Source organism: Bradyrhizobium sp. CCBAU 53340 (assembly GCF_015291645.1).
In the GTDB taxonomy this organism is placed as follows: domain Bacteria; phylum Pseudomonadota; class Alphaproteobacteria; order Rhizobiales; family Xanthobacteraceae; genus Bradyrhizobium.
This window is the reverse complement of the sequence record NZ_CP030055.1, coordinates 4,149,053-4,172,178: the sequence shown is the minus strand read 5'-3', so window position 1 is coordinate 4,172,178 and position 23,126 is coordinate 4,149,053. Positions and strand designations below refer to the sequence as shown.

Annotated in this window: 21 protein-coding genes and 1 pseudogene; 9 read left to right on the top strand and 13 right to left on the bottom strand. The window is 56.3% G+C overall.

Going from position 1 to position 23,126, the window contains the following annotated elements; genetic code table 11:
- The first annotated feature begins 63 nt into the window (after positions 1 to 63).
- Both XH89_RS19835 and XH89_RS19830 read left to right on the top strand, forming a co-directional pair.
- Entirely contained in the window at positions 64 to 498 is a 435-nt protein-coding gene (locus tag XH89_RS19835; RefSeq protein WP_246767564.1) for a hypothetical protein, read from the top strand.
- A gap of 56 nt (positions 499 to 554) precedes the next feature.
- Positions 555 to 965 (top strand): hypothetical protein, encoded by a 411-nt coding sequence (locus tag XH89_RS19830; protein WP_194462142.1) that lies wholly within the window; start codon positions 555 to 557, stop codon positions 963 to 965.
- 265 nt (positions 966 to 1,230) lie between these two features.
- Here the strand turns inward: XH89_RS19830 and XH89_RS19825 are convergent, their stop codons facing one another.
- The 4 genes and pseudogenes from XH89_RS19825 to XH89_RS19810 form a co-directional block, all read right to left on the bottom strand.
- Positions 1,231 to 1,386, bottom strand: a complete 156-nt coding sequence (locus XH89_RS19825; protein ID WP_210345220.1) for a hypothetical protein — start codon at positions 1,384 to 1,386, stop codon at positions 1,231 to 1,233.
- 538 nt (positions 1,387 to 1,924) lie between these two features.
- Positions 1,925 to 4,468 carry a GAF domain-containing protein gene (locus XH89_RS19820; RefSeq protein WP_194462140.1) on the bottom strand — a complete coding sequence of 848 codons (2,544 nt, stop codon included), beginning with the start codon at positions 4,466 to 4,468 and terminating at the stop codon, positions 1,925 to 1,927.
- 190 nt (positions 4,469 to 4,658) lie between these two features.
- A pseudogene (locus XH89_RS19815) lies at positions 4,659 to 4,853 on the bottom strand (transposase); the annotation flags it as partial.
- Positions 4,854 to 4,878: 25 nt separating this feature from the next.
- A complete protein-coding gene (locus XH89_RS19810) occupies positions 4,879 to 5,856 on the bottom strand; it encodes an ABC transporter substrate-binding protein (RefSeq protein WP_194462139.1) in 978 nt (325 codons plus the stop codon).
- 604 nt (positions 5,857 to 6,460) lie between these two features.
- Between XH89_RS19810 and XH89_RS19805 the strand changes: the two genes are divergently transcribed.
- On the top strand, positions 6,461 to 8,353 hold the full coding sequence (locus XH89_RS19805; protein ID WP_194462138.1) for a hypothetical protein: 1,893 nt from the start codon (positions 6,461 to 6,463) through the stop codon (positions 8,351 to 8,353).
- 465 nt (positions 8,354 to 8,818) lie between these two features.
- On the opposite strand, the gene XH89_RS19800 is transcribed toward XH89_RS19805, so the two are convergent.
- Complete coding sequence (locus XH89_RS19800; RefSeq protein WP_246767563.1) at positions 8,819 to 9,634, bottom strand: MBL fold metallo-hydrolase; 816 nt, start codon at positions 9,632 to 9,634, stop codon at positions 8,819 to 8,821.
- Between the two features lie 774 nt (positions 9,635 to 10,408).
- Here XH89_RS19800 and XH89_RS19795 point away from each other — a divergent pair.
- On the top strand, positions 10,409 to 10,678 hold the full coding sequence (locus XH89_RS19795; RefSeq protein ID WP_194462136.1) for a hypothetical protein: 270 nt from the start codon (positions 10,409 to 10,411) through the stop codon (positions 10,676 to 10,678).
- Positions 10,679 to 10,741: 63 nt separating this feature from the next.
- Here XH89_RS19795 and XH89_RS19790 read toward each other — a convergent pair whose 3' ends face one another.
- Positions 10,742 to 11,326, bottom strand: coding sequence for a hypothetical protein (locus XH89_RS19790; RefSeq protein WP_194462135.1), 585 nt, complete (start codon positions 11,324 to 11,326; stop codon positions 10,742 to 10,744).
- Between the two features lie 276 nt (positions 11,327 to 11,602).
- Here XH89_RS19790 and XH89_RS19785 point away from each other — a divergent pair, with 276 nt between their 5' ends.
- From XH89_RS19785 to XH89_RS19775, 3 genes are all read left to right on the top strand, one after another.
- Positions 11,603 to 13,399, top strand: a complete 1,797-nt coding sequence (locus XH89_RS19785) for a metallophosphoesterase (RefSeq protein ID WP_194462134.1) — start codon at positions 11,603 to 11,605, stop codon at positions 13,397 to 13,399.
- A 216-nt stretch (positions 13,400 to 13,615) separates the two neighbouring features.
- A complete protein-coding gene (locus XH89_RS19780) occupies positions 13,616 to 14,524 on the top strand; it encodes a hypothetical protein (RefSeq protein ID WP_194462133.1) in 909 nt (302 codons plus the stop codon).
- A 100-nt stretch (positions 14,525 to 14,624) separates the two neighbouring features.
- Positions 14,625 to 15,239: a hypothetical protein gene (locus XH89_RS19775; protein WP_194462132.1), complete on the top strand. Its 615-nt coding sequence runs from the start codon at positions 14,625 to 14,627 to the stop codon at positions 15,237 to 15,239.
- Positions 15,240 to 15,278: 39 nt separating this feature from the next.
- On the opposite strand, the gene XH89_RS19770 is transcribed toward XH89_RS19775, so the two are convergent.
- From XH89_RS19770 to XH89_RS19755, 4 genes are all read right to left on the bottom strand, one after another.
- Positions 15,279 to 15,671, bottom strand: coding sequence for a hypothetical protein (locus tag XH89_RS19770; RefSeq protein WP_194462131.1), 393 nt, complete (start codon positions 15,669 to 15,671; stop codon positions 15,279 to 15,281).
- Between the two features lie 37 nt (positions 15,672 to 15,708).
- Positions 15,709 to 16,323 carry a hypothetical protein gene (locus XH89_RS19765; RefSeq protein ID WP_194462130.1) on the bottom strand — a complete coding sequence of 205 codons (615 nt, stop codon included), beginning with the start codon at positions 16,321 to 16,323 and terminating at the stop codon, positions 15,709 to 15,711.
- Positions 16,320 to 17,093, bottom strand: coding sequence for a TIGR04255 family protein (locus XH89_RS19760; protein WP_194462129.1), 774 nt, complete (start codon positions 17,091 to 17,093; stop codon positions 16,320 to 16,322). Before XH89_RS19760 ends, XH89_RS19765 begins: the two co-directional genes overlap by 4 nt.
- A gap of 861 nt (positions 17,094 to 17,954) precedes the next feature.
- Complete coding sequence (locus XH89_RS19755) at positions 17,955 to 18,311, bottom strand: hypothetical protein (RefSeq protein ID WP_194462128.1); 357 nt, start codon at positions 18,309 to 18,311, stop codon at positions 17,955 to 17,957.
- A gap of 437 nt (positions 18,312 to 18,748) precedes the next feature.
- Here XH89_RS19755 and XH89_RS19750 point away from each other — a divergent pair, with 437 nt between their 5' ends.
- A complete protein-coding gene (locus XH89_RS19750) occupies positions 18,749 to 18,985 on the top strand; it encodes a helix-turn-helix domain-containing protein (RefSeq protein WP_194462127.1) in 237 nt (78 codons plus the stop codon).
- 548 nt (positions 18,986 to 19,533) lie between these two features.
- Here the strand turns inward: XH89_RS19750 and XH89_RS19745 are convergent.
- The 3 genes from XH89_RS19745 to XH89_RS19735 all read right to left on the bottom strand — a co-directional run bounded on the left by XH89_RS19745 (position 19,534) and on the right by XH89_RS19735 (position 21,557).
- Positions 19,534 to 20,199 carry a hypothetical protein gene (locus XH89_RS19745; protein ID WP_194462126.1) on the bottom strand — a complete coding sequence of 222 codons (666 nt, stop codon included), beginning with the start codon at positions 20,197 to 20,199 and terminating at the stop codon, positions 19,534 to 19,536.
- 5 nt (positions 20,200 to 20,204) lie between these two features.
- Positions 20,205 to 21,137, bottom strand: coding sequence for a helix-turn-helix domain-containing protein (locus XH89_RS19740; protein WP_194462125.1), 933 nt, complete (start codon positions 21,135 to 21,137; stop codon positions 20,205 to 20,207).
- Positions 21,138 to 21,335: 198 nt separating this feature from the next.
- Positions 21,336 to 21,557: a helix-turn-helix domain-containing protein gene (locus tag XH89_RS19735; protein ID WP_194462124.1), complete on the bottom strand. Its 222-nt coding sequence runs from the start codon at positions 21,555 to 21,557 to the stop codon at positions 21,336 to 21,338.
- Positions 21,558 to 22,282: 725 nt separating this feature from the next.
- Here XH89_RS19735 and XH89_RS19730 point away from each other — a divergent pair.
- Positions 22,283 to 23,098 (top strand): SDR family oxidoreductase, encoded by an 816-nt coding sequence (locus XH89_RS19730; RefSeq protein ID WP_194462123.1) that lies wholly within the window; start codon positions 22,283 to 22,285, stop codon positions 23,096 to 23,098.
- Positions 23,099 to 23,126 lie beyond the last annotated feature (28 nt).

Sequence of the window (23,126 nt, the reverse complement as noted above, 5' to 3'; positions counted from 1 at the left end):
TCCCGCGCTCATTTCCGGCGGGCCTGAGCGAGGCTTCTCCTTCGGAGAGCGTGACAGATGAGAATGACTCTCATCCTTGCTGGCCTCGGTACACTCGCGGTGATGGAGCTCGAGACACCGCAGCGCGCGATAATGCCTGTGAACGCGCCGCCCGCTCAGGCGACTGTTGGCCCACGCGATACGCTGACGACGGCAGACCGGCTCAAAATCCCGCACATGCTTCAAGCGCCGCCGCAGCCGATTTCCTCGAGCGAAGTGGTGCCTCTGCCGGATCAAACCGCGGTTGTCACGCAAGAGACTTCGAAGATCATCAAGCAGAAGCCGAGCGCCCCCGGACGAATATCCGCCGTCGTGCTGCCCAGACCTCGAGTCGAGCACGGAAAGGCAACTGCGAAGCTCAACCGCGTCAAACCGGTCACGGAGGTAAAACCCTGCCCGTCGGGGGTCTTCGATGGCGTATTCCGAGCACTGAACCTGTCAACGCGATGCCAGACCTAGCCCAGGAATTCCTCTGTATCGGAAGATGGCCGACGGTGCCCCGCGCCGCGTCGCGCATGCGCCAGAGCAAGCGCGCCGTCCCGAGGAAATCCGGCCACTGCGCCCGCACGAGCCGGAGCGTTGTCGCCACAAGCGACTGGCTGTCTGCAGAATCCATTACGTTGTTACTTGGAGTGGCGGTCGGCCTAGCTTTCGGCGGGAATTTCGTAATGTTTCGTGACGCTCATTTGAATGGAAAATCGATCGACAAGACGGCCGAAAAGGCAATGGTCGAGTGCATTATCGTCGCCGAGTCCAATGGTGATCCGAATAAAAAGAACAAGCGGTCGAGCGCGACCGGTGCAGCCCAGTTTCTCGATGAAACGTGGCTCGAAGCCGTTGGAAGGCACCGACGCGATCTGATTCAGGGGCGCAGCGACAAGGAAATATTGGAGTTGCGACGAGATCTCGAGCTCCCGCATCCGTAGCCGGCCCGCGAACTAGGACGATCACGGGGCGTTGTTCTTCCGTCATGGACCCGTTCGTTATCCAGCAATACCTTGCCCAAGCCGAGCAGCACGCGGCTGCAGCCAGCCGCCTCGTGGCCCGGCAGGAAGCACTAGTAAGGCAGTTGGAGCGGGACGGACACGACACATCCGATGCCTTTAAGGTGCTCGCCACGCTGCGGGACACTCAAGCCCTTCACGAACAAGCCGTTGTTCGTCTTCAGGAGGAGTTGGGAGTTGCGCGTCGCTAGCCGGTCATGATGGCCAGTCGATCGGAGGGCAGTGCAGCCCCGCCGACCAAACTCTTGGCGGAGTTGCTCGGCCCGCTGCTTTGCGGCACACCCATAAACCGAATGCCGGCCAAATCGTCCGCGCGCGCCTGCTCCCGGATGTTTTTGTACATCCGGAGGAGGCTTTCGTCGCTTAGCGGTTCTAAGCTCATGGTAGGTGGTCCGCCAGCCCAGCCGCAATCGACGACGGCCCATGTCGAGCAATTAAAATCATGGTCGTGACCAACTCTACTCGACAGCGAAACGGAATCGGCGGAAGTACCGGTTCGCAAACCGGTTCGGAAGTTAACCTCACCGCATAAGGTTTAGGCCAGCCGTGGCGCGTTATTCCGCAGCGTAGCGCGCTACTCGCTCGTTCTTTCGAATGCAGGACGGAGGTAGACTTATCTATTCGTAGTTTATCACCGTAGCTGACTGCGGACGCGCGAGCCAACTTGTCGGAAAGGAGCGATACTCCAAAGCGTTATCTATTCCGGTGTGGAGGAGTGGATATCCGCGGACGGGTCACGGATCGTCTACCGATGCCGCATCGATCCCACTTCCCAGGTGATCGTTAATCGCATCGTTTCAACACAAAAGTCGGTTCCGATCTACCGTCAACATCGGACATGTCGCTGCACTGCATCAACCGACGAGATGGGCCAAAAGAGGTCATCGCGGCAGCGTGATAATGAACTCGGTAAACACACCCAGCTCGCTCTCGACATCGAGGGTTCCGCCGTGTTGTTTGACAATGATGTCATGGGTCATCGACAGACCGAGCCCCGTGCCTTCGCCAGCTGGCTTGGTAGTAAAGAAGGGATTGAACATTTTTTCCTTCACCTCGACCGGAATCCCGGTGCCGTTGTCCCGGATGCGAATTTCGACCTTGTCGTCCAGGTTGTTCGTGGTCGCACTCAGCACAGGCTCAAAGGTCTCGTCTCCCGCCTCGGACTTGCGCCTGGTCGCGGCATAGAAGCCGTTGGAGATCACGTTGAGCAGCGCGCGCGTGATCTCCTGCGGATATACCTCGATTTCGCCAGCGTCGGGGTCGAAGTCCTGCGTGAGCGTGATGTTGAAGTCGGACTTCTCTGCGCGCCCGCCATGGTAGGCTAGATTAAGACTCTCCTGGACCAGGGCATTGATGTCGGCGAGACGACGCTCGCCCGGTCCCTCGCGTGAGTGCAGCAGCATGTTCTTGACGATGGAATCGGCCCGCTTGCCGTGCTGGACGACCTTTTCGAGGTTGCTCTTCAAAAGCGTCGTCAGCTCATCGACTTCGGTGCGGATCTTGTCGACGAGTTCGGCGGGCTTGAGGGCCTCGTTCAACTCCTCGGTCAACTCCGCTGAAAGCGTTGCGAAATTATTGACGAAGTTGAGCGGATTCTTGATCTCGTGCGCAATGCCCGCGGTGAGCTGGCCAAGCGAGGCGAGCTTTTCGGTCTGCACCAGGCGGTCCTGTGCGGTGCGGAGGTCGTCGAGGGATTTCGAGAGATCGTCGGTTCGCTGCCGCAGCTCCTTGAGCAGTCGTGTGTTTTCGATGGCGATCACCGCTTGTGCCGCAAAATTTTCCAGCAACTCGACCTGCTTGTCGCTGAACTTTTGCACTTCCTTGCGGTAGACAGCAAAGCCACCGACAAGCTCGCTCTCCTTGAGCATCGGCACAATCAGAACGGTGCGGGCTGCGGCGACCTTGTAGATCAGATCGTCCGGATGCTCTGTCGCAATATCGGCAATGTGAACCAGCGCCTTGGTCTCAACGAGGCGCCGCAGCGAAGGCACCCCATCAAACGGCGCGATGAAGTGCGGCGGCGTTTCTTGGTCGGGCGCATACAATTGCGGCACGTTTTGCGCGGCCATTCGCGCAACCCGCCTTAACCTGTCGCCTTCGTACAGGAGCAGCGTCCCAAAACTGGCGCGGCAGATGCGCACGGCATTTTCTAGCATGGCCTCGAATACCGGCCCAAGCTCGCCAGGCGAACTGGATATGACTTGCAGCACTTCAGCCGTCGCGGTCTGCCGCTCCAGCGCCTCCTGCGTCTCGTTGAACAGCCGCGCGTTCTCGATGGCGATCACCGCCTGGTCTGCAAAAGTCTCGACCAACTCGATTTGTTTCGCGGTGAAGGAGCTTCGCCCAAGCAGACTTAATACTCCAAAAACCCGACCTTCTCGTATAAGAGGAACACCGAGCGCCGCCCGGAAGCCCATCAGCTTTTGCGCTGCCAACCGGGTAAACTCAGGATCAACAAGGACGTCAGGGATATGGACAGTACGCCCTTCGACAATCGTTCGCCCAAAAATCGTGCCTCGGTCAGGTTTGGACGATTGGCGCGCTAAATGGTCGCGCCACTCAGGAATACAGCCATAGTCCGCGGCAAGACGGTAGGTTGAGCCATCTTGATATCGGACAGTTCCGATATCGGCTTCGCATAAGCGACATGCCGACGAGAGCAACGTATCAAGCACGGGTTGCAAGTCAAACGTCGAGCGGCTGATCACCTTCAACACATCGGCGGTTGCCGTCTGCTGTTGTAAGGACGTCTCTAGGTCGCGGGTTCGGGCCTGCACCTCGTCGAACAGCCGCGCATTCTGGATCGCGATCACTGCCTGGTCGGCGAATGTTTGCAAGAGTCGAATTTGCTGCTCTGAAAATGCCGTCGGCTCCGTTTTGCCGACTGTTATGGCCCCGACAGATTTTCCTTCGTGAAGCAGAGGAACCGCGAGCACCGCCCGCCATCCTCCGGCCAGCGCGAACTCCCGCGAGTACTCGGGATCCGCAAGCACGTCGGGGATCTGGACGATCGCAAGGTCGAGGATGGCGCGCCCGCCGACGAAGGAACGATTGATCTGTCTGAGGTCCTGGCGCTCCCTAATTTGATTTATTGCCGTGGTGGAAAAATTTTTCGTAGCGGCGAAGCGAAGACGATCATTGTCCTGTAAATAGACAACGCTGAATATGGCACCGCAGAGACGCGCAGCGCTCTCAACGATCGCCTCGAATACAGGTTGGGCATCCACCGGCGACTTGCGAATGATGCTCAGCACTTCGCTGGTGGCAGCCTGTTGCTGAAGTGCCTCGTCGAGTTCTCTAGTTCGTTGGCGAAGTCGATGATTTAGAGCGTCGTTAGCTAGGACCGACACCGGCAACTTGCCAGCCTTGGTTCTCTGCTGACGTCGCCCCTTCCCAGGTCCAACCTTGTCACCACGTTGCCGCATGGTCGCACTCTACCGTTCCTCCGATGATCAATTCTAGGCGAAAAGTTAGCTTTCGCGCCATGGGGGCATCGTCCGGTATGGGCCGATTTCGTTGCAAAAGTCGGCTGTACCGACGGATGTCTTTCAGCCATTCGGCAAGGCCGACCGGCTTTGATCCGCCGACCCCGACGCTCTCAACGCAACTCCCAAGCTACGCAATGCACGTGGCATGAGCGGGTGGTGGTCGCGCAACGAACGACGCGAGGCGCCTCAGATTTTGAGCGATGGCAGCGAGAACAAACTCGTCCTGGGCGCCCCGTGGGCCACGAAGCCGGAGCCGCCCAAGCCTCAAGATGCGCTTCAAGTGTGCAAACTGCATCTCGACCTTCTTGCGCTGACGTCGCGACGTCTCGAAGCATCGCAACATCATCCTATTCAATCACCTCGTCGGCGCGGGCAATGAGCGACATCGGCAAATCGATGCCGAGCGCTTTGGCGGTCGTCGCATTAATCACGAGATCGAACTTCGTGGGCTGCTCGACGGGAATATCCGCGGGCTTCGTGCCGCGCAGGACCTTATCGACCTGCTCGGCAGCATGCCGGAAAAGGTCAGCCCAATTCGGACCGTAGGACATCAGCGCGCCCGCATCCGCGTAATCCCGACTGCCGTAAATGGTCGGCAGGAGCTTGGCTCGTGCCATAGTGTTGATTTTGACTCGATTGTTGAACACTAAGGGATCAGTTGCCACATAAAGGGCATCCGCACGGTTCTTGAGAGACTCGATCGATGAGAAGATCTCGACTGCTTGCCTGACCTTGATCGGTATCGCCTCAAGTCCTAGGCTGCGTGCGGTCTTCACGACCTCCTGCATTTCGAGCATCGCACCTGGTGCGCCAGCGTTTGCGATCACGGCAAGTCGCGCAAGCTTCGGGACAATCTCGCGAAGCAGTTCGATGCGCTTGCCGGCAGTGTCTGTCTGTTGGATCGACATGCCCGTAATATTGCCACCGGGGTGCGCTAGGCTTGCAACAACTCCGGCACCCACTGGGTCCATCTGGGCAGCAAACACGATCGGGATCGTGGTGGTTGTGCGCTTTGCCGCCAGCACCGGCGCAGAGGCCCAGGTGACGATGACATCCACATTCCGACTCGCCAATTCAGCTGCGATTTCGCTATATCGTTCGGTATTCGCCTCCGCCCAGCGGTATTCGATGGTGACGTTCTTTCCTTCGGTCCAACCGAGTTCACCGAGCCGCTTGACGAAGGCCGCAATCCACGGACCCGCAGTCTCAGCAGAGGATGCGCCGAGAAATCCGATGATTTTCGCCTTCGCAGCTTGTTGGGCATGACAGGTCCACGGCCACACCACCGCTAGGGCTAATCCCGTGACAACCTTTCGCCGTGTCATTGAATCAGCATTCCGGTTCAATTTCGAGCCCATGACATCTGACCGAGGTTTCAAAACATGGGGCTGGCTTTCTGCCAACGAGCAGAACAGTCTGTTCGGGGTCACAAGTTGCCCCGACAGGCTGCTTCAGGTTGGTCGGCTCATCTCCGGTGAGCAGACACTGCGGCACTCCGAGCGAAGGTCAGCAACGGGGCACTAGCCGACCTAGATTGAGTCAAATCCGATGTCGCCTTAGACACCGTAAGCGGACATAGGTTACCAGCCTCGCTGGTTGCGAGGCGCGCCAAAAGATTGACTATAGAAGAACTCAAAGGTCTCGGGTTCATACAAGGCCTTGACCTGATTCAAGTTCGACCGGCCCCGGCTAGGCCACAGTTTTGAGTCGATCGCGGCTTGGCGCCTGCGTGAGAAACATCATCTACGAAGGATAAAGCCGCTATCGCTTGAACGTGGTTTTCGGCCATTCAACAAATGCAAGCAAATGTGATGCGATTCCTAATACTGGCGGTCGATAGTATGAGATACTACCACAACCTATCGTTCCGACGCCTTTCATATTTAGTCTTATGGATGCGCAATATTCTTTATCGAGATGGGGCTACCAATGGCGGCAGACGTTGGAATCCTTTTGGTCCATGGTATTGGCAACCAGGTGCGCGGCGAGACGCTGGTCGGATTTGGTGAGCCAATCTACACTGCTTTGAAGGATCGGATCGAGCTTAGGCCTCCAGATGTAAACCGCCTTATAAGAGATGGGAACCTCGCGAATGGAGATAGGCGAGACAAGGTTCAATTGCTCGATGCATTCGCGAGCCCTATCCCAAACACTCCATCGGAGCGCGATACACCAGCCTACGCCAGATTCGCTATCAATAATGGCGAAGGGATGATGCCGACAGACTGGATCTTAGCGGAGAGCCACTGGGCCAGTTCGTTTCCACCCCCTCCATCTCGACCGGTCACACTTTGGATGATGTGGATCGTTCCTTGGATATGTTTTTCCTATGTCGCGCGACAATTTCGAATAGCGATAAACCAATCTCCAAAAACAGGTCGAGCCGCGGCAAAGTCCCTTGCGGTGATGCTCTTATCAATTTTGGCGCTCCCCCTCATTGCCCCCATAGCCTTGTCGTTAGAGATAACGCTGCTTGCGTTACTGATCGCATCCATCGTCCCACTCAAAGCCGTTGAAGAATTCGTCCGGCGGCTGAATGCGGCGATTTCGTCCGTCCTTGGCGATTGTTTCATATTCACGTCGAGCAAAATCCGTCAGCAGAGCATCGTCTCAAAGGTGCTTCGCGACATCGATTGGCTGGAAACGAACTTCGGATGCGAGCGCATCATTATTGTTGCCCACTCTCAAGGGGCGGCTGTAACTCACTTAGCGCTCAAGAAATACTGTTCAAACAAAATCAGCCTGTTGGTGACTTTTGGCGCGGGCATCGTGAAACTACACCAACTCGAAGATAAGAAGCGGACGAGGAAGATCGGGTTTTGTCTTTTGGTTACCATGTTCGCCGCAGTTTACGAGATTTCTGCGGTCGCGCATCATTTTGCTCCCGACTTTATACGTGGCTTGCCGACTTGGGTGGGAATATTGAGCACCGTTCTTTTTATGGGGATCGCCATTTTCGAAGGCTCGGTTGAACTGACGGACCAGGTCAAAGATCAAGCCTCCAAGTTTGCGGACGGAGGCCCAAGATGGGTCGACTTCTACGCGTCCATGGATCCGGTTCCGAATGGCCCAATCTTCATACCTAAAGCGAAAGACTCGAGAAACGCCGAAGTCGATAGCGCCGAACTCATTGAGAGCATCGAACTATGCAACGAGTTGTCCCCAATCGGTGACCACACATCGTACTGGGAGAACATAGATGAGTTTGTTCCCCAGCTCATTGACGCGATCGCCGCTCATGGCGGAGCTCGAACGTTCGTGCGAGAACTCACAGCAATAGAGCGTATTCAAGCAAGTTCTTTTCGTCGACTCAAAGTCTTCGCCAAACGCATCGATGATACAATCATACTTATCGCTCTGTTCTTATTCTTGTTTCACAGTGGCCACGTCGCTTCAATGGGGAAAGAGCTCAACACGATTATACATGACGGTTGTACAATTGCCGATTGTTGGAGTTATTCGCCGCTCACCACTGGCACTGGTGCCGCTCTCTTGGTCTACGTTCTACTAAGCATGCTATTCAGCGCGTTGCGTTACCTCGTCGAGCTTCCGTCGGAAGAATTTGAGGATGTCTATTTTATTTTTTCGGCCACCTCGGCCGCTTGCCATTTTATAGCAGTAACGGCTCTCGGCTGGGTATTGGTGGTGTCCAATCCCGAGATGTTTTCTTGGCTTGCAACTGCGCTTCAAAAGATCGGGTCCACCACGGCGCGGGACCAGAGTCTTGTGATAGGCATGGCGTTCGGCTTCCTCCTCATGTGGAGTGATTTGAGACGGCTCGATCGCCTGAGGCGCTCGTTGCTTGAAATGAATCGCTCATAGGTAAAGTAGCGGGGACCGCCTGCCTGCTTTGACTTAGCCTTGAGCCTTCGCCTTGATTCTTGACATGCGGGTCTCGCGATTCATTTCGAGAAGGGTGCAGAGCGCTACAAGCGGCTGAATGGGTCGCTTTGTATAGTTAAGGCCCTCTGCTCGGGACAGGTAACATTGAGTACGCTTACAGGTCGCGTTCGGAAGGTTCGCCGTTGGTGAACGAGCGGCTCGCTTCAACTGCAGCCCGGACTCATGATTATCGAGCTCCCCGTGGCACACCATCATAGATTGATGACTTGAACAGACGTCTGCTTTTCAATCGGACGCAGACAAAAGCAGCGGTCACCGCAACCATCGTACAACGTCCAGTCTCACGCAGACAGCCGACATCGCGGCGGGTGCTGCGTCGTTCTGCTTGGGGCCAATTCTGGACTCATGCAACGCAGCAAATTGGTTCGATCGCCTTAGCTCGAATCAAGGTTTGGGAGGTCTTCGGACCTCAACCTTCTCGCCGACCTCGATGACCATCAGATCTTCACCCAGCTCCAACGGACCGGAGTAGTTCTTCCGAGTTGGCGGAATGAGATCCTGCTCGGTCGCGTTTGGTAATACAATGTGTGAATACAAGGCCAGCTTAGGCTTCGTGCGCGCAAACACCTCTCCCGCCTGCTCTGGCGTGACATGGTGGGCGACAACACTTGATGTCCGCGCTGGCGGGACTCCAACGCGCTGGAACGTCTCGGGCGAGGCGACCTCATGTACCAAGAGATCAACGTTCTGCGCATGTCGGATGAGATTTTCAGAGGTGCGGGTGTCTCCGGAGAGCACGACAGACCGACCGGAGTAGTCGATGCGATAGCCAAATGCTGGCTTTACTGGCGTGTGGTCCACTTCGAAAGCGGTGATCTTCACGCCGCTGTTCTCATATACGAAGCCCTCGGCGATGTCCTCCGCGAGGATGACCACGCCGTCTGGTGCCGCCCGATCATCGTATAGGCGAATCCGGATGTCGTACTCGAATGCCTGCTCGAGCAGCGACATCATGCGCTTTGTCCCTCTTGGTCCCCACACCTGCAGTGGCCGATCCCGCCCCGGCGTAAGCCAACCGGTTAGCCACAGATCCGGGAAACCGACGACGTGGTCTGAATGCAGGTGAGTAAAAAAGACGCCGCTTACATCCTGCCAAGGCATCTTGATCTGATTGAGCCGCTGAAGGGCACCGCGGCCTGCATCGAAAATAAACTTCTGTCCACCCGCTTCGACGAGGATGCTCGGTCCGAACCGGTTCATGACGGCTGGAGGGCATCCTGTGCCCAAGAGTGTTATCTTGATTTCTTGCCCCTGCGCCCTCGCCGCTGGGACAAGAACGAAGGCCAATAGTGCAATTCCTAACATTCTCTGAAGGCACTTTGAGGCCATTCGCTGCCCTCCCGTCCAAACAGAATAACGTTCTATCTACTACCGCCGGTGCGCACAGCGTCTCGTATCGCTTCCTTTTTCTTCAACCTCACATTGTTTCACAGTGCCGATGCGGTGGCAAGACGACCGCCATGGGTCATTAGCGTCGTTGGGCGGCATTTCCGCTGTGTCCGGTCGAGCCTCGATAGCTGACGTGTCGCACACCATCGCGATCTTCGCCATCGGGCCAAGACCGACTTTCGCCGCAAAGCGTGCCAACCTGCGCATTGGCGGTCTCGGATCGGCTTCTAGCTCACCTGGCTTGTAGCTCGCGACCGTAGTTAATCATTCAAACCACGGATGGCGTACCGAAAACCGGAGAACGTCTAATGTCTTGGCCGATCTGGTTTGGAGGAGCGGTGATCCTTCTCCTGCATCGTTGCGGGTCAAACACGGCTCCCGCCCGCCCGGCACGGCCCCTTGTATCGCTCGAGCTTACGGGCTCAAGTTGCGTTCGGCGGATAGGAGCGCGGCGGCATCGCCACGCCCAGCGATTGCTCCTTCGTCTTCCGCTTCACCGGGGAATCGGAGGAGCAGCTTGGCTATTCTGATGGTTGGCAATCTGACGGCAACTTCGCCTATACCGGCAAGAGTTAGAGCGGGGACATGGAATTTATTCGCGGTAACCGAGCCATTCGCGATCATCTGGCCGACGGCCGAGACCTTCTCCTGTTCGAAGCCACCAAATCGAAGGGCAACTACCGCTATGTGGAGTGTTTCGCGTTCGCCGGCTGGGAAATGAAAAACGCGCCAGATCGCGAAGGCAAATTGCGAAAAGCGATTGTCTTCGAGCTCGTTCCCATATCTGAGGCCGCACCTGCGCCAGAAGCGAGCGAAGAAAAGGTTACTCTCAAAGAGAGTCGCTCGCGGAGTTAAGGGCTCTGGCCATAACGGCGGCTGTCACGCCGAAAACCCTTCGAAGGAGTCTCAACGCACCTATTACGCGCGAAGCTTCAAGGTCAAGGCGAACGTGCTGAAGCGGGCGAACGGCGTTTGCGAATCCTGCAAAATGGCGGCGCCTTTTCTAAGAAAGGACGGCAGTCCGAGCCTCGCCACATTAAGCGCGTGGCCGATGGTGGGCCGGCCCATCCCACGTCGGTAGGAGCTGTTTGTTCGACGTGCCATCGGCAAATTTATCATGGTGCAGATGGTGATCGGCTTAACCGGGAGTTGGAAGCCTTCGTCGCCGAACTTGTCTCTCTTGCGGTGATAGAGCCTTCCAACCTCGAAGGGGATACCGACTGGATGCGAGACTGAACAGTTGCTGACGGTGAAACCCGGCTGCCAAAGACGTTTAGCGACGGTCTTTGCGTCCCCGAAGAAATCCGCTGGCCCCCATGTTAGAAATCCTTTCCCTAGGCGCCCGTGAGCGACGCCAGCAATGGCCTTGCTGTCATAGGGCTTGGCTTTGTGTCGGACGAAATATCGATGCGATTTCCCAAAGCCGTACTTCGTCAGAAAGCCATCGCGTCCGAGCTTATCGAATTCGTCAATCGCCTTCAGAACCTTCGTCAAATCGGCCAACACCAAAACCCCCTCCGTATCCCGTTCCCGCCCACCCCACCGGCTTAGGATTTGCAGTCAACTGCAAACTCCGATGCTTGCAGTCAACAGCAAACCCGGGGCCTCTGATCATGTGAAGGATTATCGGAGGTCCTGGGCTTCGGTTTAGTGGCGCCCCCTGACCCGCCCTCCCACAATACCGATCGAAGCGATCACCGGCGGAAATATCGGTGGAAATCCCTTTCTCCCGCCCAAAGCGAGCGGGATCTCGATATTCTACTCTGAAGGGAGCGTCCGATGATAACCAAACCAGATAAGTCCCCAGCCGAACTCCCCCACATGACGGGTTGGTTCGGCCCATCCTTGCTGCTCAAGCTGCTCTGGCGCGTGATCGTCTCGGATCTATTCGGCCAGTATGCAGACCGTCGGCTGATCGTGGCGGCCCTCGACCCGGTGAAGCCGGAAGAGCTGGTCGAACGCGCCAGGCAGTTCATGCCCGGTGGCGACAACGAGGAGTTATGGACCTTCACGCCGGATCAAGACGGCGCCCTTTGGATCGACTGGGTGGCGGACCTTGGAGACGGTTTTGACTCGACCTATGCCATCGCTTCCCTGCTGGCCCGTGACACTCTGTTGGTGGATGACCAAACGCTTCCACGAGGCCAGTTGCTCGTCATGGGCGGCGATGAGGTGTACCCGACAGCATCATCGGAGGCATACCACGACAAGCTGATCACGCCCTATGGCTGGGCGTTCCCCGATCCACATCCCGGACTAATCAAGGGCCCTCCTGTCTACGCCATCCCCGGCAATCACGACTGGTACGATGGCCTGGTGGTTTTTCTTGCGCTGTTCAGTCGCAAGGAGCACCTCCATTTGGGCGGCTGGCGTACGCATCAACGACGTAGTTATTTCGCACTTCAGCTCACGCAAACGTGGTGGATTTGGGGGATGGATTCCCAGCTCGACGACGATATGGACCAGCCGCAGAAGGACTATTTCGTCGCGATCGCGAAGGACATGGCGCCGAACTCTAATATCATCCTCTGTGGACCCGAGCCAGGTTGGCTCTATACCCGGATTGCCGGGAACGGCTCGCTCAAAATAATGGACTACCTGGCGAACATCGCGATCAACCACTGCTCGGGTGTGAAGATTCCGCTCGTGATCTCGGGCGACACGCACCACTATAGCCGGTACGAGGGCGACAAGAATGGGACGCAGTTCGTCACCTCGGGAGGCGGCGGAGCATTTCTTCACCCTACCCACCAGCTTGCGCACACAATCAATGTCGATCGCGACGCAGACGGCATTAGCTGGGCCAACGGCTTTGAAAAGACCCTCAAGCTCGCGACCTCGAAGGACAAGGCGGGCGTGTCTCAAGAGGCTTGCTACCCGACTCGCTCCGATAGCATGGCTATGCTTGCGGGGAATTTCCTTTTCCCTCTCTATAATCCTGGCTTCGGCTTCGTGTTGGGTACCGCCTATTGGCTATTGGGGCTCGTCGCCGTCCACTTTCCTAGTGATGCCTGGTACGTGAGCCTCTTGGTATTGGCCGGCGGCTTCTACGGCTACACGAGGCATCAGGAGGGCAGCTCTCCCAAGATAGGGCTTGTCTCGCTTGTAAACGGAGTAGTGCACTCGGTCGTTGCCCTTGAACTAGCCTGGACCTTTGCAAAGCTGAACCTTTCGCTGGTTGACCCGGGCGTCTCACCACGAACGGCTTTCATCTTTTTTGCGGCCGAGCTGATCTTGGTCGGCGGAATGATCGCGGCCGAGATGTTCGGCATTTACCTCTACTTGTCGTCAGGCTTCCTCGGCATCAATCATAACGATGGGTTCAGCTCGATGCGGCGCGATTCCCACCGGAATTTCGTACGGATGCGGATCACCGATGCAGAGATCAGACTATTTCCAGTCGGACTGACCCAGATTCCTGATCGAGCAGAATGGAAGCTAAATGCTTCAGGATCGGGCCCGCGGTACCTCCCAAGAGAAGAGCTAAAGCCCCACCTTATTGAACCGCCTATCACCATCCCTATCCGCCGCGCTACACCGCAAACACCTCCTAGCCCATCAGTCAGCTCAGGCTGAGGAACCTAGCTGCATGCAATTGATAATTGATCAGCTCTGGCTAACCGATGAATGGCTGCAACAAAAAGAGCAACTGCCGACGTATAATCTGAAGCTTTCGATCAGTTTTCCCCTGCCCTAAGGAGGCGGTTCGGTGAGGCAAACGGTCGGCACATCGGAAGCAAACATGTCAAGGTCGTCGTATCTGGACTAGGGTACCTAAGAAAATAATCCCTCATGAAGCAACAGCCCCCAAAGCACGATCTGGACCAGGCTCGATTAGATTTCGAACGTGAGAAATGGCGGGCCGAGGAAAGTTTGCGCCGTGACGAGCTTAGCCTGAAGCGCGAGGAGCTTGATCGATCGCGATGGATCAATCCTTTGGTAATCGCTGTTCTCGCGGCCGCCGCTGCCGCATTTGGCAATGCAGGCGTGACTCTCATCAGCAGCGATAGGCAGTCTCAGCTTGAGCGCGAACGATCGGCTAGTGCTCAAAAGTTGAATGCCGATCAAGCCCGCGAAGCCTTACGGCTCGAACAGACAAAATCAGAGGCGGCGAGGATATTGGAGGTCGTTAAAACAAATGATCCTGATAAGGCTGCCACAAACTTGAGATTTCTGATCGACACCGGGTTAATTGCCGACGAGAACACCCGCAAGCAGATCCAAACGTATCTTGCACAGCGCGAGCCAGGAAAAGGTGTTGCGCTCCCCTCTGCCGCTAATCTGCCCGCGGCACTTCCAGTTGCCACGAACCTGGTTGCGTGCTCGATTCTTGCTCCAAATACCCGCGACCAGGTTGTGCGTGCCGTTGCCGCCGCGTTCGCAGCCGAGCCGCTCGGACTCGAACTCAAGCGTGACAATCCATTGTTCGAGTTCGGAAACGTTGCTCACAAATCGAGGATCTTCCCTGGATCACTTGAGTCTTCAACAGCGTCGGTTGCCATTGTGCCCATGAAAGATCACGAGAACGCGCACGGCGTGATCGCCTCGATCCATGCTGTAATCGCCAAGGATGGCAGTAGCTTTAGAGGACTGTCAGATCAGGAAAACCTATTCTATCGGACTGAATTGGCGAAGCATTTAAATTCACATTTGGCGACTTCGCTGGGACAAGACCTGATATGCACTGCCGTAATTACCTAGCAGGGATTACCATTATTCACCGACGCTGATCCGGAGAACGCAGGTGAATGAGGAATGAGATCATCTGCCGTCTGGTCGAGCTCGGGCTGAAGGCGAAGAAATGATCAACGACACTTCACCTGAACCAAACAGTGGACTAATCCACCGAGAGCCCGGCATAATCATCGCCTATGATGATGAGACCGGCCCACGTGGATTAGCCCCTTATTTTCCGAACCATCGTCCTGACGGAAGCATAAATCACGGATTTGTCGATCTCGCCGACAAGCCGGAGCTTGTGAAGACCATCCCTGAGGTCGCCGATAGCCCAGCGTATCAGGAGCTGCTGATTGCAATAAACCGCCCAGGTTCCACGATCATGTCAATTGGCTGCGAACGCGGCTCCTTCGAAAGCAGCTATTCTCACCTGCCAAGGCAGGTTAGCTCTTACACAGATGTAGTTCTAAGAGACCTCGAACAAAACGGATCGAAGGACGCTCTGATAGGCGTCGCTCATCGAATTGCAGCAGCCTTCAAAGAGGAAGTCGAGGGGCAGGCACAGATCCTGCCACATGAAATACAGCTCATTGTCGAGCGATTGAAGCTCCTCTTCGACATAGATCAGCCGTGGGCTTTAAACATTAAGTTGTTTGCGTATGGTCGCAACGAAGCTGAGGCATTCGACCATTTTGAGTGGGTAGCTTCGTTGGCGGCTCAAGCCATTTTTAGGCTCTGATCCGGTCACTCGGTATCGGCGATGGCGGCGGCGAATGGCTTACGCGGGAATGTCGACGTTCAGTACAGCATCGCACCACACCTCCTCGGCGAGCATGTTCAGAAGGTCATCATTGTCCTTGGGCCAGCCCCGCAACGCGGCATGCCCGGGATTGTCCGGCTCAGCCTCGTGAATGAAGCGAATCTTGTGCTTCTTCGGATCATCCAGGCAGGCCCGCTTGATTCCATCGACGCGACCAACGGCGAATCCGCTCTTTGGTCGGACATCCAGGTTACTGGCCCGGATTGCCCGCACCGTTGCAACAATCCTGTCATCATGGGTCGCGCCCTGAAAGAATTCAGCCCACGTCGCCGACAGATATTCCTCGTTCTCTCTCAACCGAAAGGCCGCGCCGTAGATGCCGATAACATTGTCGTCCTCGTCCTTGCGCAAACGCGCCCAAGGAACATAGCGGACGCAGTGATCCGTCTCAGGCAGGTACGTGATTGGCATCAGCAAACCAGCGATCGGGGCCGTAAGGCGCCAGAACGGCCGGCAGTCGAGAGACTGGCGTAATACCCGCCGCGCGCTCGCGCTCCTCGTTGATGGTCACTGACACTGTCCACCTGACCAGATCCTGTGGCAGACACTCGATCGTCAACCGGTCGTTGCCATTTGTCCAACTTGCTATTAGCTCACCCGTCGCCGTCGCTCCGAGACCAGGCCGCCGCTGCGGCTTCAGGAAAACGAGCAGACGGAGAAACGTTGCGAACGATTCGATCGTGGGCGGCCGATCAAGAGGCTCCCAGTCCTCAACGTTCAGCAAGCTGTCGAACTGACCAAATAATCGCGTGCGCCAGTCACGATTCAGATGCATCGCAACCTGCGAGGTGCGTATTTTAAATTGCGCCAGAACGTCGAACAGCCGCTCATCAAGTGAAGTCCGCGGTAACGTGGCCGTTCCTTGGCTCGCGAACGTTGGTGACGGCTTCTGAAGATTTTCGATTTGTCCCTCGATCACCTTCGACACCGCGCCAACTGCCAATGACGGGACGTACGGCGTTGCAAATGCTCTACGGCCGATGGCTGGTTGCAAAGTGGTCATCGAAATAGTTCTCTGGCGCTCTCGGTAATACAAGCCTCGAAAACAAAATTCTTGTGGCTGCGCATCCGCTCGATCAGCGACCACAGCTCATCATCCCGCTTAGGAATATTCTTTTCACGATACACGTCAAGGTCGAGCGAGAAAGAGGCCGTGTTTATTAGCGGCGACGGCACAGCACTGGACAGTAGGCTTAAGTATAAATCGTTCTCGACGTCAATCTGCCGCTGGGTCTGGACCACATATCCAAGCATGGGAAGCTCAAACGCCTGCGGCGAGCGCGGAGCGAAGTTCAGATAGTCATCGATGTCGATCGAATCGCCTTCCTGCACAGGGATATCGATCCTGTTCACGTATCGCAACCCGACTCGGGTGACATCGAGAGGCTGGGAGTAGTGCTTTCTTAGAGCCGTCCAAGCCGTTCCCATTATTTCTCGGAAATTGTCCCACCCCATATAGGGCGCAAGGCGACTACAGACAAATGACGATTGGCGGAAAAAGACCAAGTCGGTCCTTTCAAGCGAACTGAGCTTACGGCCCAACCACTCCGTCTTGACCTTCGGCGGCTTGCCAACGACATCAGCATCCATCGCAATATTGAAGATCTGCTCTTCCTCGTTGTAAAAGAAGTCGCCAGCAATCAAAGATGTTGCTTTTTCAATGGTTTCGCGGTCGATTTGGCGGCCAAACCTCATCTCGACGACTGCTTCGGTGATGGGCGCGCGAGGGTAATTCATAGCCAAACAAGAGCAGGAAACTGCAAGCTGTTCCATAGCCCAAATTGGTTAACGGCTTGCATTTTGTCTATTTTAGCTTGGGGCAAGCTTGCATCTCCCGGCCTAAGTGGTCCGCCTAATTCGCTCGAATCGAGAAACGGGAGCGGATGCTCAAAGGTATCACCTGAGGCTGCGAGGCGGACCGAATCGGCGCCACCAATTCGTTTGTTAGCTGGCAGCGGAACATCTTCAGGCGCGCCCCATTGGCTCGGCTGATGAAGGCCAACCATGACGTCCGCGTCTGCCGCTGACGGCGCGAGGTTGTCTTGGGCCCGGCAAGCCTCGTGAAGCGCGACAGCGGTCTCACGGTCCTGCGCGAAGATGTCGGTCAGCGCCTGGTTGACGTTACGGGCCGTGACACCTTGGTTCTCGGTGGTGCGAGGTCCGCCGCGGTCGACGCGTACCGACGATCTGCACTGTGCCGATCTGTTTGCTCTTGAACGTGAGGACCGCATCGGCGATCGGCCGCGCGATTCAATAGCTGGCCTGATGGACTCGTGATGGTCCAGCCATAGAGTGGATCGGGCACTTTGCGCCAAGCGCGTTCGCCAATGCTGCCGAAACGGGCGGTCACTCCATGACAACGATTGGACCTGTGTCATTCACTATCTCACTTGGCCGTCGGCAGAACCGTAGCTTGGCACCGTCGCGATTCATCCTGCGATTTGGATTTTGGTCTAAAAGATCAACCCAATCAGCCCCCTTAGCTGCTTGGCATGGAGGAGCCCCGTTCCGTCGAAGGACTCTTTGCTTCCCCCTACCCTGCTGTCGCAACTAAGCTCGGCGAGCAGCGCTTCGCCCTGCAGCCACAGTCCGGACGCGAATGGGGTGCAACCAACGCGCCGCCCCTCGATCTAATCAAAGCAGTCCCAGCTTCTTCCGGACGATGGTCTCTTCCGCTTCCTCGAGGAGCAACCTCATTGTCTTCGAAGGGGGCATTTTGTCGAGGTCCGCTGCATACCTCTGCCACTCAAGCAACGAGTCCCATGGCGAAGGCGGATCGATGAGACCAGGGAGCATAGCCTCCCCGCTATATTTGCTCCAATCTCGCCGCTTCATATCAGCGTCGGTGGCCATGTAAGCCCTCACTGCGAGTCTGCGGAAGGTTCGGGCCATTGCCACAAGTTTGGCAGCATGGCTCATGTCCGTCAGAGCAAGTGCTTTTTCAAGCAACGTGTCTGCCATTCGGAAATGCTGTTCAGCCTTGAATTTCATATCCGAAGCTCAGGTGCGCAGATCATTCGTCTTCAGGGGCGTCGCCGAAATCGTAGGGTGTGCAATCTAACAGTGCGATATCAAGGGAGTTTACCGCGTTTATGGTCTTTTCGTCTGTTTCGATACTGAGATTTGAATGGGCTGCGTGAGCCATCCATCTGAGGGTCTGGCAACGATTCGCTCCTTCCCAGACCTCTCGACTCCGAACGCTGTGGAATAAGATCAGGACCAGAGACGGAACAATTGCGATTGCTAAAATCCAAAAAGAGCGATGGTCCCGAACCTTGCGTTCGAGGCTCTCATTGCGCTGAGCTAGTCGAGCATTCGCGTTGCTACAGCTGGCGCTGGGATCATTGGTTGTTATTGGCAGGCTCATAAGCTTGTGCCGAGCATTATAATGCGTCGCATTTTAATACACGCTCTGCCGCATTGTGTCCATGGCAGGCGATGTACGGAAGCTGGTAGGAGGCAATGTTAGGCGGCTCCGCATTTCGGCGGGATTGTCGCAGGCCGAATTGGCTGATCGTCTAGGCGTTGATCGAGCGTACGTGAGTGGCCTCGAGCTTGGGGTCCGCAACGCCACCATTTTGACGCTCTGGCACGTATCGCAAGCATTGGAAGTGAAGTTCCAACAGATCTTTGCGGACAGATCGGATAAGCCGCCAAAACGTTGAGGCGTTAGGCAACTTGAACCGCTCAAGATAGGTATGCTTCGAGGGTTGTTGGGGCCGCTCCGCCAGCTGTGTCGCCAAGCCGCCATAGATACCAAGTTGCTTGGACCCCCTGTTCTTATCGCAGTCTTCGTCACCGCAGCGGTGTCTCATCAGCTGAGTGTCTCATCGGCTGGGTGTCTCACGCTAAGTCTTTCTCACAGCTCGGGTTTTCGCGCGAGCGATGCCTGAGACGACCTGTCTCATTTGGCGTGCGCGGTGACTCGGGTGTCTCGTCAGCCGAATTCGATGCAAATCACCCCGGTAATGCTGTTTTTCGAGCGTACCTCGACGTTAGGCGCGGGTATCTTCCGTCATTTGCGAGCCGCAGCAGTGAGACACCTGCCAATTTTCGAGGTGTCTCACCAGCAGTCTCTGCGTCCCAAGGGTGACTCGCCTGCCTAGCCCGCCCGCTGTCCGCGCATCCTGTGAACCCCTACTTTGCCTAGGCGGGCATAGCTCCGCCCTTTCCGCCTTCAGTCTGGGAATGGGCCCACTCTAACGCCCGACGTTCACTTCAATCCGCCCGCTCGTTTTCTCGCCTCGTCCAAGACCTCCTGTGGCAAGAACGCGGTGTTATTTCCCCAGCGAAGCTGCCGGCACGCTATTTGAACCTGAAACTCAAATGCCGCATCGATCTTCTTGCGAGCTTCCTCAAATGCGCACTTGGCTAGGCCGATCCGCCTTTCGAACTCTTGGGCGGCTTCGATTCGGTCAAACTGGCGCGACATCTCATTCTCCAACACCCCAAGCACCTCCGAGATGGTCGGAAGGAAGCGAGAAGTCCGACGAATAGTGCGACAGGCGTTCGACAAAGCCAAAATCGAAGGTCGCTCCTCTAGAACGTCTTCGACCATCGCCGTCCCATAAAGTTGAAGGTCGTGTTTCGGGGCGTTTGGAAAAGAGCCGATCAAGATCTGGAGCTGGCGCTTGACTTCGGTCTGCGATGCAGGCCGGCTTTGCTCTTTCAGCTCCCGAACAGCGGCACCGATGTCTACGGCTGACGCATAGCATTCGGCCTCTTTGATCAGGTTTTCTGCTTGGAGCAGCAGGCGTTTGCCGGCTCCGACGCCCTGATCCCACCATCCTAGCTGTCCAGTCACATCATCAAGCGACCTCGAGAGATCGAGAAGGGCCTCAGGGGATCGGCTTGTGTGCTCCAAGGTGATCTTTTCCATCGGACTCATGTTTCGTACCTCTCAATCGCAGCAATCGCCGACATTGCGCCGAGGGAATGGGACGGAGACGAGGAGCGGGTCAAACAGGCCGTGATAAAGGCCACGGGGTCCTGAGCTTCGTGCCGCATCGCCCTGCTAATCGCATCAATAATTACGGAGTCCATGTGCTTTTGGCGCCATTTGCCCAGCAATCGACGCGCTTGGTCTGCCGACAGACTGGCTGATGTCTCTAAATAGCTGCGGCATTCTCCGAACAAGATGGCGGCCGGAGTGGGACGGCTTTGCCGCGCCTGTTTGGGTTCCTGGATTAGCTCTTCCTGGTTTGAATTCCTTGTTTCAGGTGACATGGGTGTCACGCCAGTAGTGACGGCAGCGTCTCGGGTGGTGACGCCCTTGTCACTCGGTATGGTGACCCAATTGTCACCAGCCGGTGTCATGGGTGTCACCACCTCGGCATCACCTGGTTTTATGGTGCGGGCTGATGGCGCACCCTGGCTCATCTTTGCCGGTTTCACGGCCGAGAGGAATCCTCCGTCAGCCCGCTGCCACGAAAATGAGAACTGATTGGAGCGAGCCTGGCGGCCTCGCCCGCGATGGTTCACCTGGACCCAACCAGCGGACGCGAGACGTTGGATGGCGCGAATGACGTGACGCCGGGAGTAGCCAATTGCGTCCGCAATCGTTTGGTAGGAGGGGTCACAACGTCCCGTCTTCGTGTTGCAATGATCAAGCAGTCTGGTGGCAACGAGCTTGCTCACCGGATCAAGCGCGGAATCCGTCACAATGGCCTGCAACAGCCGCCATTTCGTGAGTAAATCATTCGGAGCTTGAATGGCGCTACCGATCTGGTTAGGCTCCTGATTGCTTTTTCCTATGACGCTCGTCTCGGGGCCGCCTTGCTCAAGGGCGGCCCTTCGCGTTTCGATCCTATCCCGCATTGTGCGCCCCGAAGGTTGGTTTGGGGAGCGAGATCAGAGTTCGTTGAAATTCAATGATGCGACCTTCGCCCAAATAAGGGCGTAAGCGGATGAAACTCCTCCTCTCTCCGCTAGGGAAAGGCAGCTGCCTCATTGCGGCGCCCATACGCCGGCTTGATTGCGTCACTAATGCGAAAAATCCAATCTCGGGCTGCATGACTACTCAGCGCCCCGGCGCTTGGATTCTTCGCCCAATCGGCGCTCAATATACGCGTCGATGCTGCTCCAAGTGATCTTTCTTGAAGCTCCTTCGCGATAGCTTTCCAATGCGTTCGAGTTCAACAACTCGTAGAGCTTCGCGCGACCGATTTTCAGCGCAAACATAGTCTCGTTGACAGTAGCGATTACCGCGCGCTCGCCTTCACCCTTCATAGAAGCCATTGCCGTGTTCCCAGTTGTTCAGCATTTCACGACTGAACATTCGGACGGCGCCAAGCGCAGCTCCTTTCTTACGAACTTAACGTTATTTGCCTTGGTAACAGGCCCCCAATCGACCAACACGCGCGACCTGCAAGCGAATTGAAGATCAAGCCTTTGAGACTCTACAGCTTTTCTTGCTTCGGTATATGCGAACAACTATTGCCTTCTCATATGTCACGGAATTCGCGAATGATTTCCAAGCAGGGCTGAGCGGGTAACTTGACGCCGAATATGTTCTGCAGCGGATACTCCCTCCTCCAGATCGCTTTGTTTGTGTTCGCTCTTTTTCGGCTTTGCTTGACAGCTACGGTTGAAATCTACGGTCATGGCCGCGAAGCAGCGTCTCACAATCACGGAGCGCGGAGGTGTCGGCTTTTGGGTGGAAGCAGACGCAGGTCTTAGAGTGACGGGATGCCGGCTTGTGACCCATAAGCACTGTGGCTAGAAGGGCGAGCGAGGCAAGCACTATCGCGCTGCGACGAGCGGTTAGATCGCACTTCTCTTCTTGGCCCGTGGCTTACCTCAGCCCAGAGCGCGGCGATATCCGATTCCGGCATATGACCCAGCCAAGGGCACGTTGGCTGCCGAGAGCCCGTTGACCCCGGGCGGACAAAGCGGTGACACGAAGGCTGTTAAATATCTAAAGTTTCGCGTACATTTTTGCGACCTTGACTAGGGAGGTTGCAATGTCCGATGCCGTTTCAAGTGGTCGCCGGGCTCTTATCACCGGTGCATCGTCCGGAATTGGGATGATGTACGCGGAACGACTGGCGCGTGAAGGCTATGATCTCATTCTCGTGGCGCGTCGGCGCGACCGACTTATTGATCTGGCGGAAAGACTGAAGAGAGGAAATGGCATAGCTGCCGAGGTCGTTTGCGCCGATCTAACCGACAAGCAGGATTTGGCCAGAGTCGAGACGCTGGCCGGTAGCGACGAAGCGCTTAGCCTGCTGATCAACAATGCAGGCTTTGCGGGTTATCGGCCGTTTGTGTCAATTGATCCTGAGGTCATTGACGACCTCGTCGACATTCATGTGCGTGCGGTTGCTCGACTTTCGCGAGCGGCTCTGCCGGGGATGCTTCGACGACGCAAAGGTGCAATCATTAACGTGGCGTCCCTGCTTGCCATCAGTGCAGTGCTGCCGCCAGACCCGCTGCCATCGCGCGCAACCTATGCTGGCGCAAAGGCCTTTATTTTGGCCTTCACTCAGGCGCTGGCAGGCGAACTTGAAGGCACCGGAGTCGATGTCCAGGCTTGTCTGCCGGGCCGGGTCAGCACTGAATTTCATGTCGCGCATGGCATCGACACCAGCAAGCTTCCCCCTGCGATGACGGCCGAAGACGTCGTCACCGCTTCGCTGTCGGCTCTTTCTCGCCGAGAGGTCGTTTGTATCCCCGCACTTGCTAATCCCGCATTGTTTAGCGAACTTACGGACGCGCAGATTAAACTCTTTCGAAACAGCGCAATGCAGCCCACGCTCGCAGAGCGGTACATGACCTGACCCAAAGTTGGCTGGACGGGATCCTCGG

Bases quoted from the DNA above. Each gene is read 5' to 3' on its own strand.
- XH89_RS19835 (WP_246767564.1), top strand. From the start codon at position 64: ATGACTCTCATCCTTGCTGGCCTCGGTACACTCGCGGTGATGGAGCTC.
- XH89_RS19830 (WP_194462142.1), top strand. From the start codon at position 555: ATGCGCCAGAGCAAGCGCGCCGTCCCGAGGAAATCCGGCCACTGCGCC.
- XH89_RS19825 (WP_210345220.1), bottom strand. From the start codon at position 1,386: ATGTACAAAAACATCCGGGAGCAGGCGCGCGCGGACGATTTGGCCGGC.
- XH89_RS19820 (WP_194462140.1), bottom strand. From the start codon at position 4,468: ATGCGGCAACGTGGTGACAAGGTTGGACCTGGGAAGGGGCGACGTCAG.
- XH89_RS19810 (WP_194462139.1), bottom strand. From the start codon at position 5,856: ATGACACGGCGAAAGGTTGTCACGGGATTAGCCCTAGCGGTGGTGTGG.
- XH89_RS19805 (WP_194462138.1), top strand. From the start codon at position 6,461: ATGGCGGCAGACGTTGGAATCCTTTTGGTCCATGGTATTGGCAACCAG.
- XH89_RS19800 (WP_246767563.1), bottom strand. From the start codon at position 9,634: ATGAACCGGTTCGGACCGAGCATCCTCGTCGAAGCGGGTGGACAGAAG.
- XH89_RS19795 (WP_194462136.1), top strand. From the start codon at position 10,409: ATGGAATTTATTCGCGGTAACCGAGCCATTCGCGATCATCTGGCCGAC.
- XH89_RS19785 (WP_194462134.1), top strand. From the start codon at position 11,603: ATGATAACCAAACCAGATAAGTCCCCAGCCGAACTCCCCCACATGACG.
- XH89_RS19780 (WP_194462133.1), top strand. From the start codon at position 13,616: ATGAAGCAACAGCCCCCAAAGCACGATCTGGACCAGGCTCGATTAGAT.
- XH89_RS19775 (WP_194462132.1), top strand. From the start codon at position 14,625: ATGATCAACGACACTTCACCTGAACCAAACAGTGGACTAATCCACCGA.
- XH89_RS19765 (WP_194462130.1), bottom strand. From the start codon at position 16,323: ATGACCACTTTGCAACCAGCCATCGGCCGTAGAGCATTTGCAACGCCG.
- XH89_RS19760 (WP_194462129.1), bottom strand. From the start codon at position 17,093: ATGGAACAGCTTGCAGTTTCCTGCTCTTGTTTGGCTATGAATTACCCT.
- XH89_RS19755 (WP_194462128.1), bottom strand. From the start codon at position 18,311: ATGAAATTCAAGGCTGAACAGCATTTCCGAATGGCAGACACGTTGCTT.
- XH89_RS19750 (WP_194462127.1), top strand. From the start codon at position 18,749: ATGGCAGGCGATGTACGGAAGCTGGTAGGAGGCAATGTTAGGCGGCTC.
- XH89_RS19745 (WP_194462126.1), bottom strand. From the start codon at position 20,199: ATGGAAAAGATCACCTTGGAGCACACAAGCCGATCCCCTGAGGCCCTT.
- XH89_RS19740 (WP_194462125.1), bottom strand. From the start codon at position 21,137: ATGCGGGATAGGATCGAAACGCGAAGGGCCGCCCTTGAGCAAGGCGGC.
- XH89_RS19735 (WP_194462124.1), bottom strand. From the start codon at position 21,557: ATGGCTTCTATGAAGGGTGAAGGCGAGCGCGCGGTAATCGCTACTGTC.
- XH89_RS19730 (WP_194462123.1), top strand. From the start codon at position 22,283: ATGTCCGATGCCGTTTCAAGTGGTCGCCGGGCTCTTATCACCGGTGCA.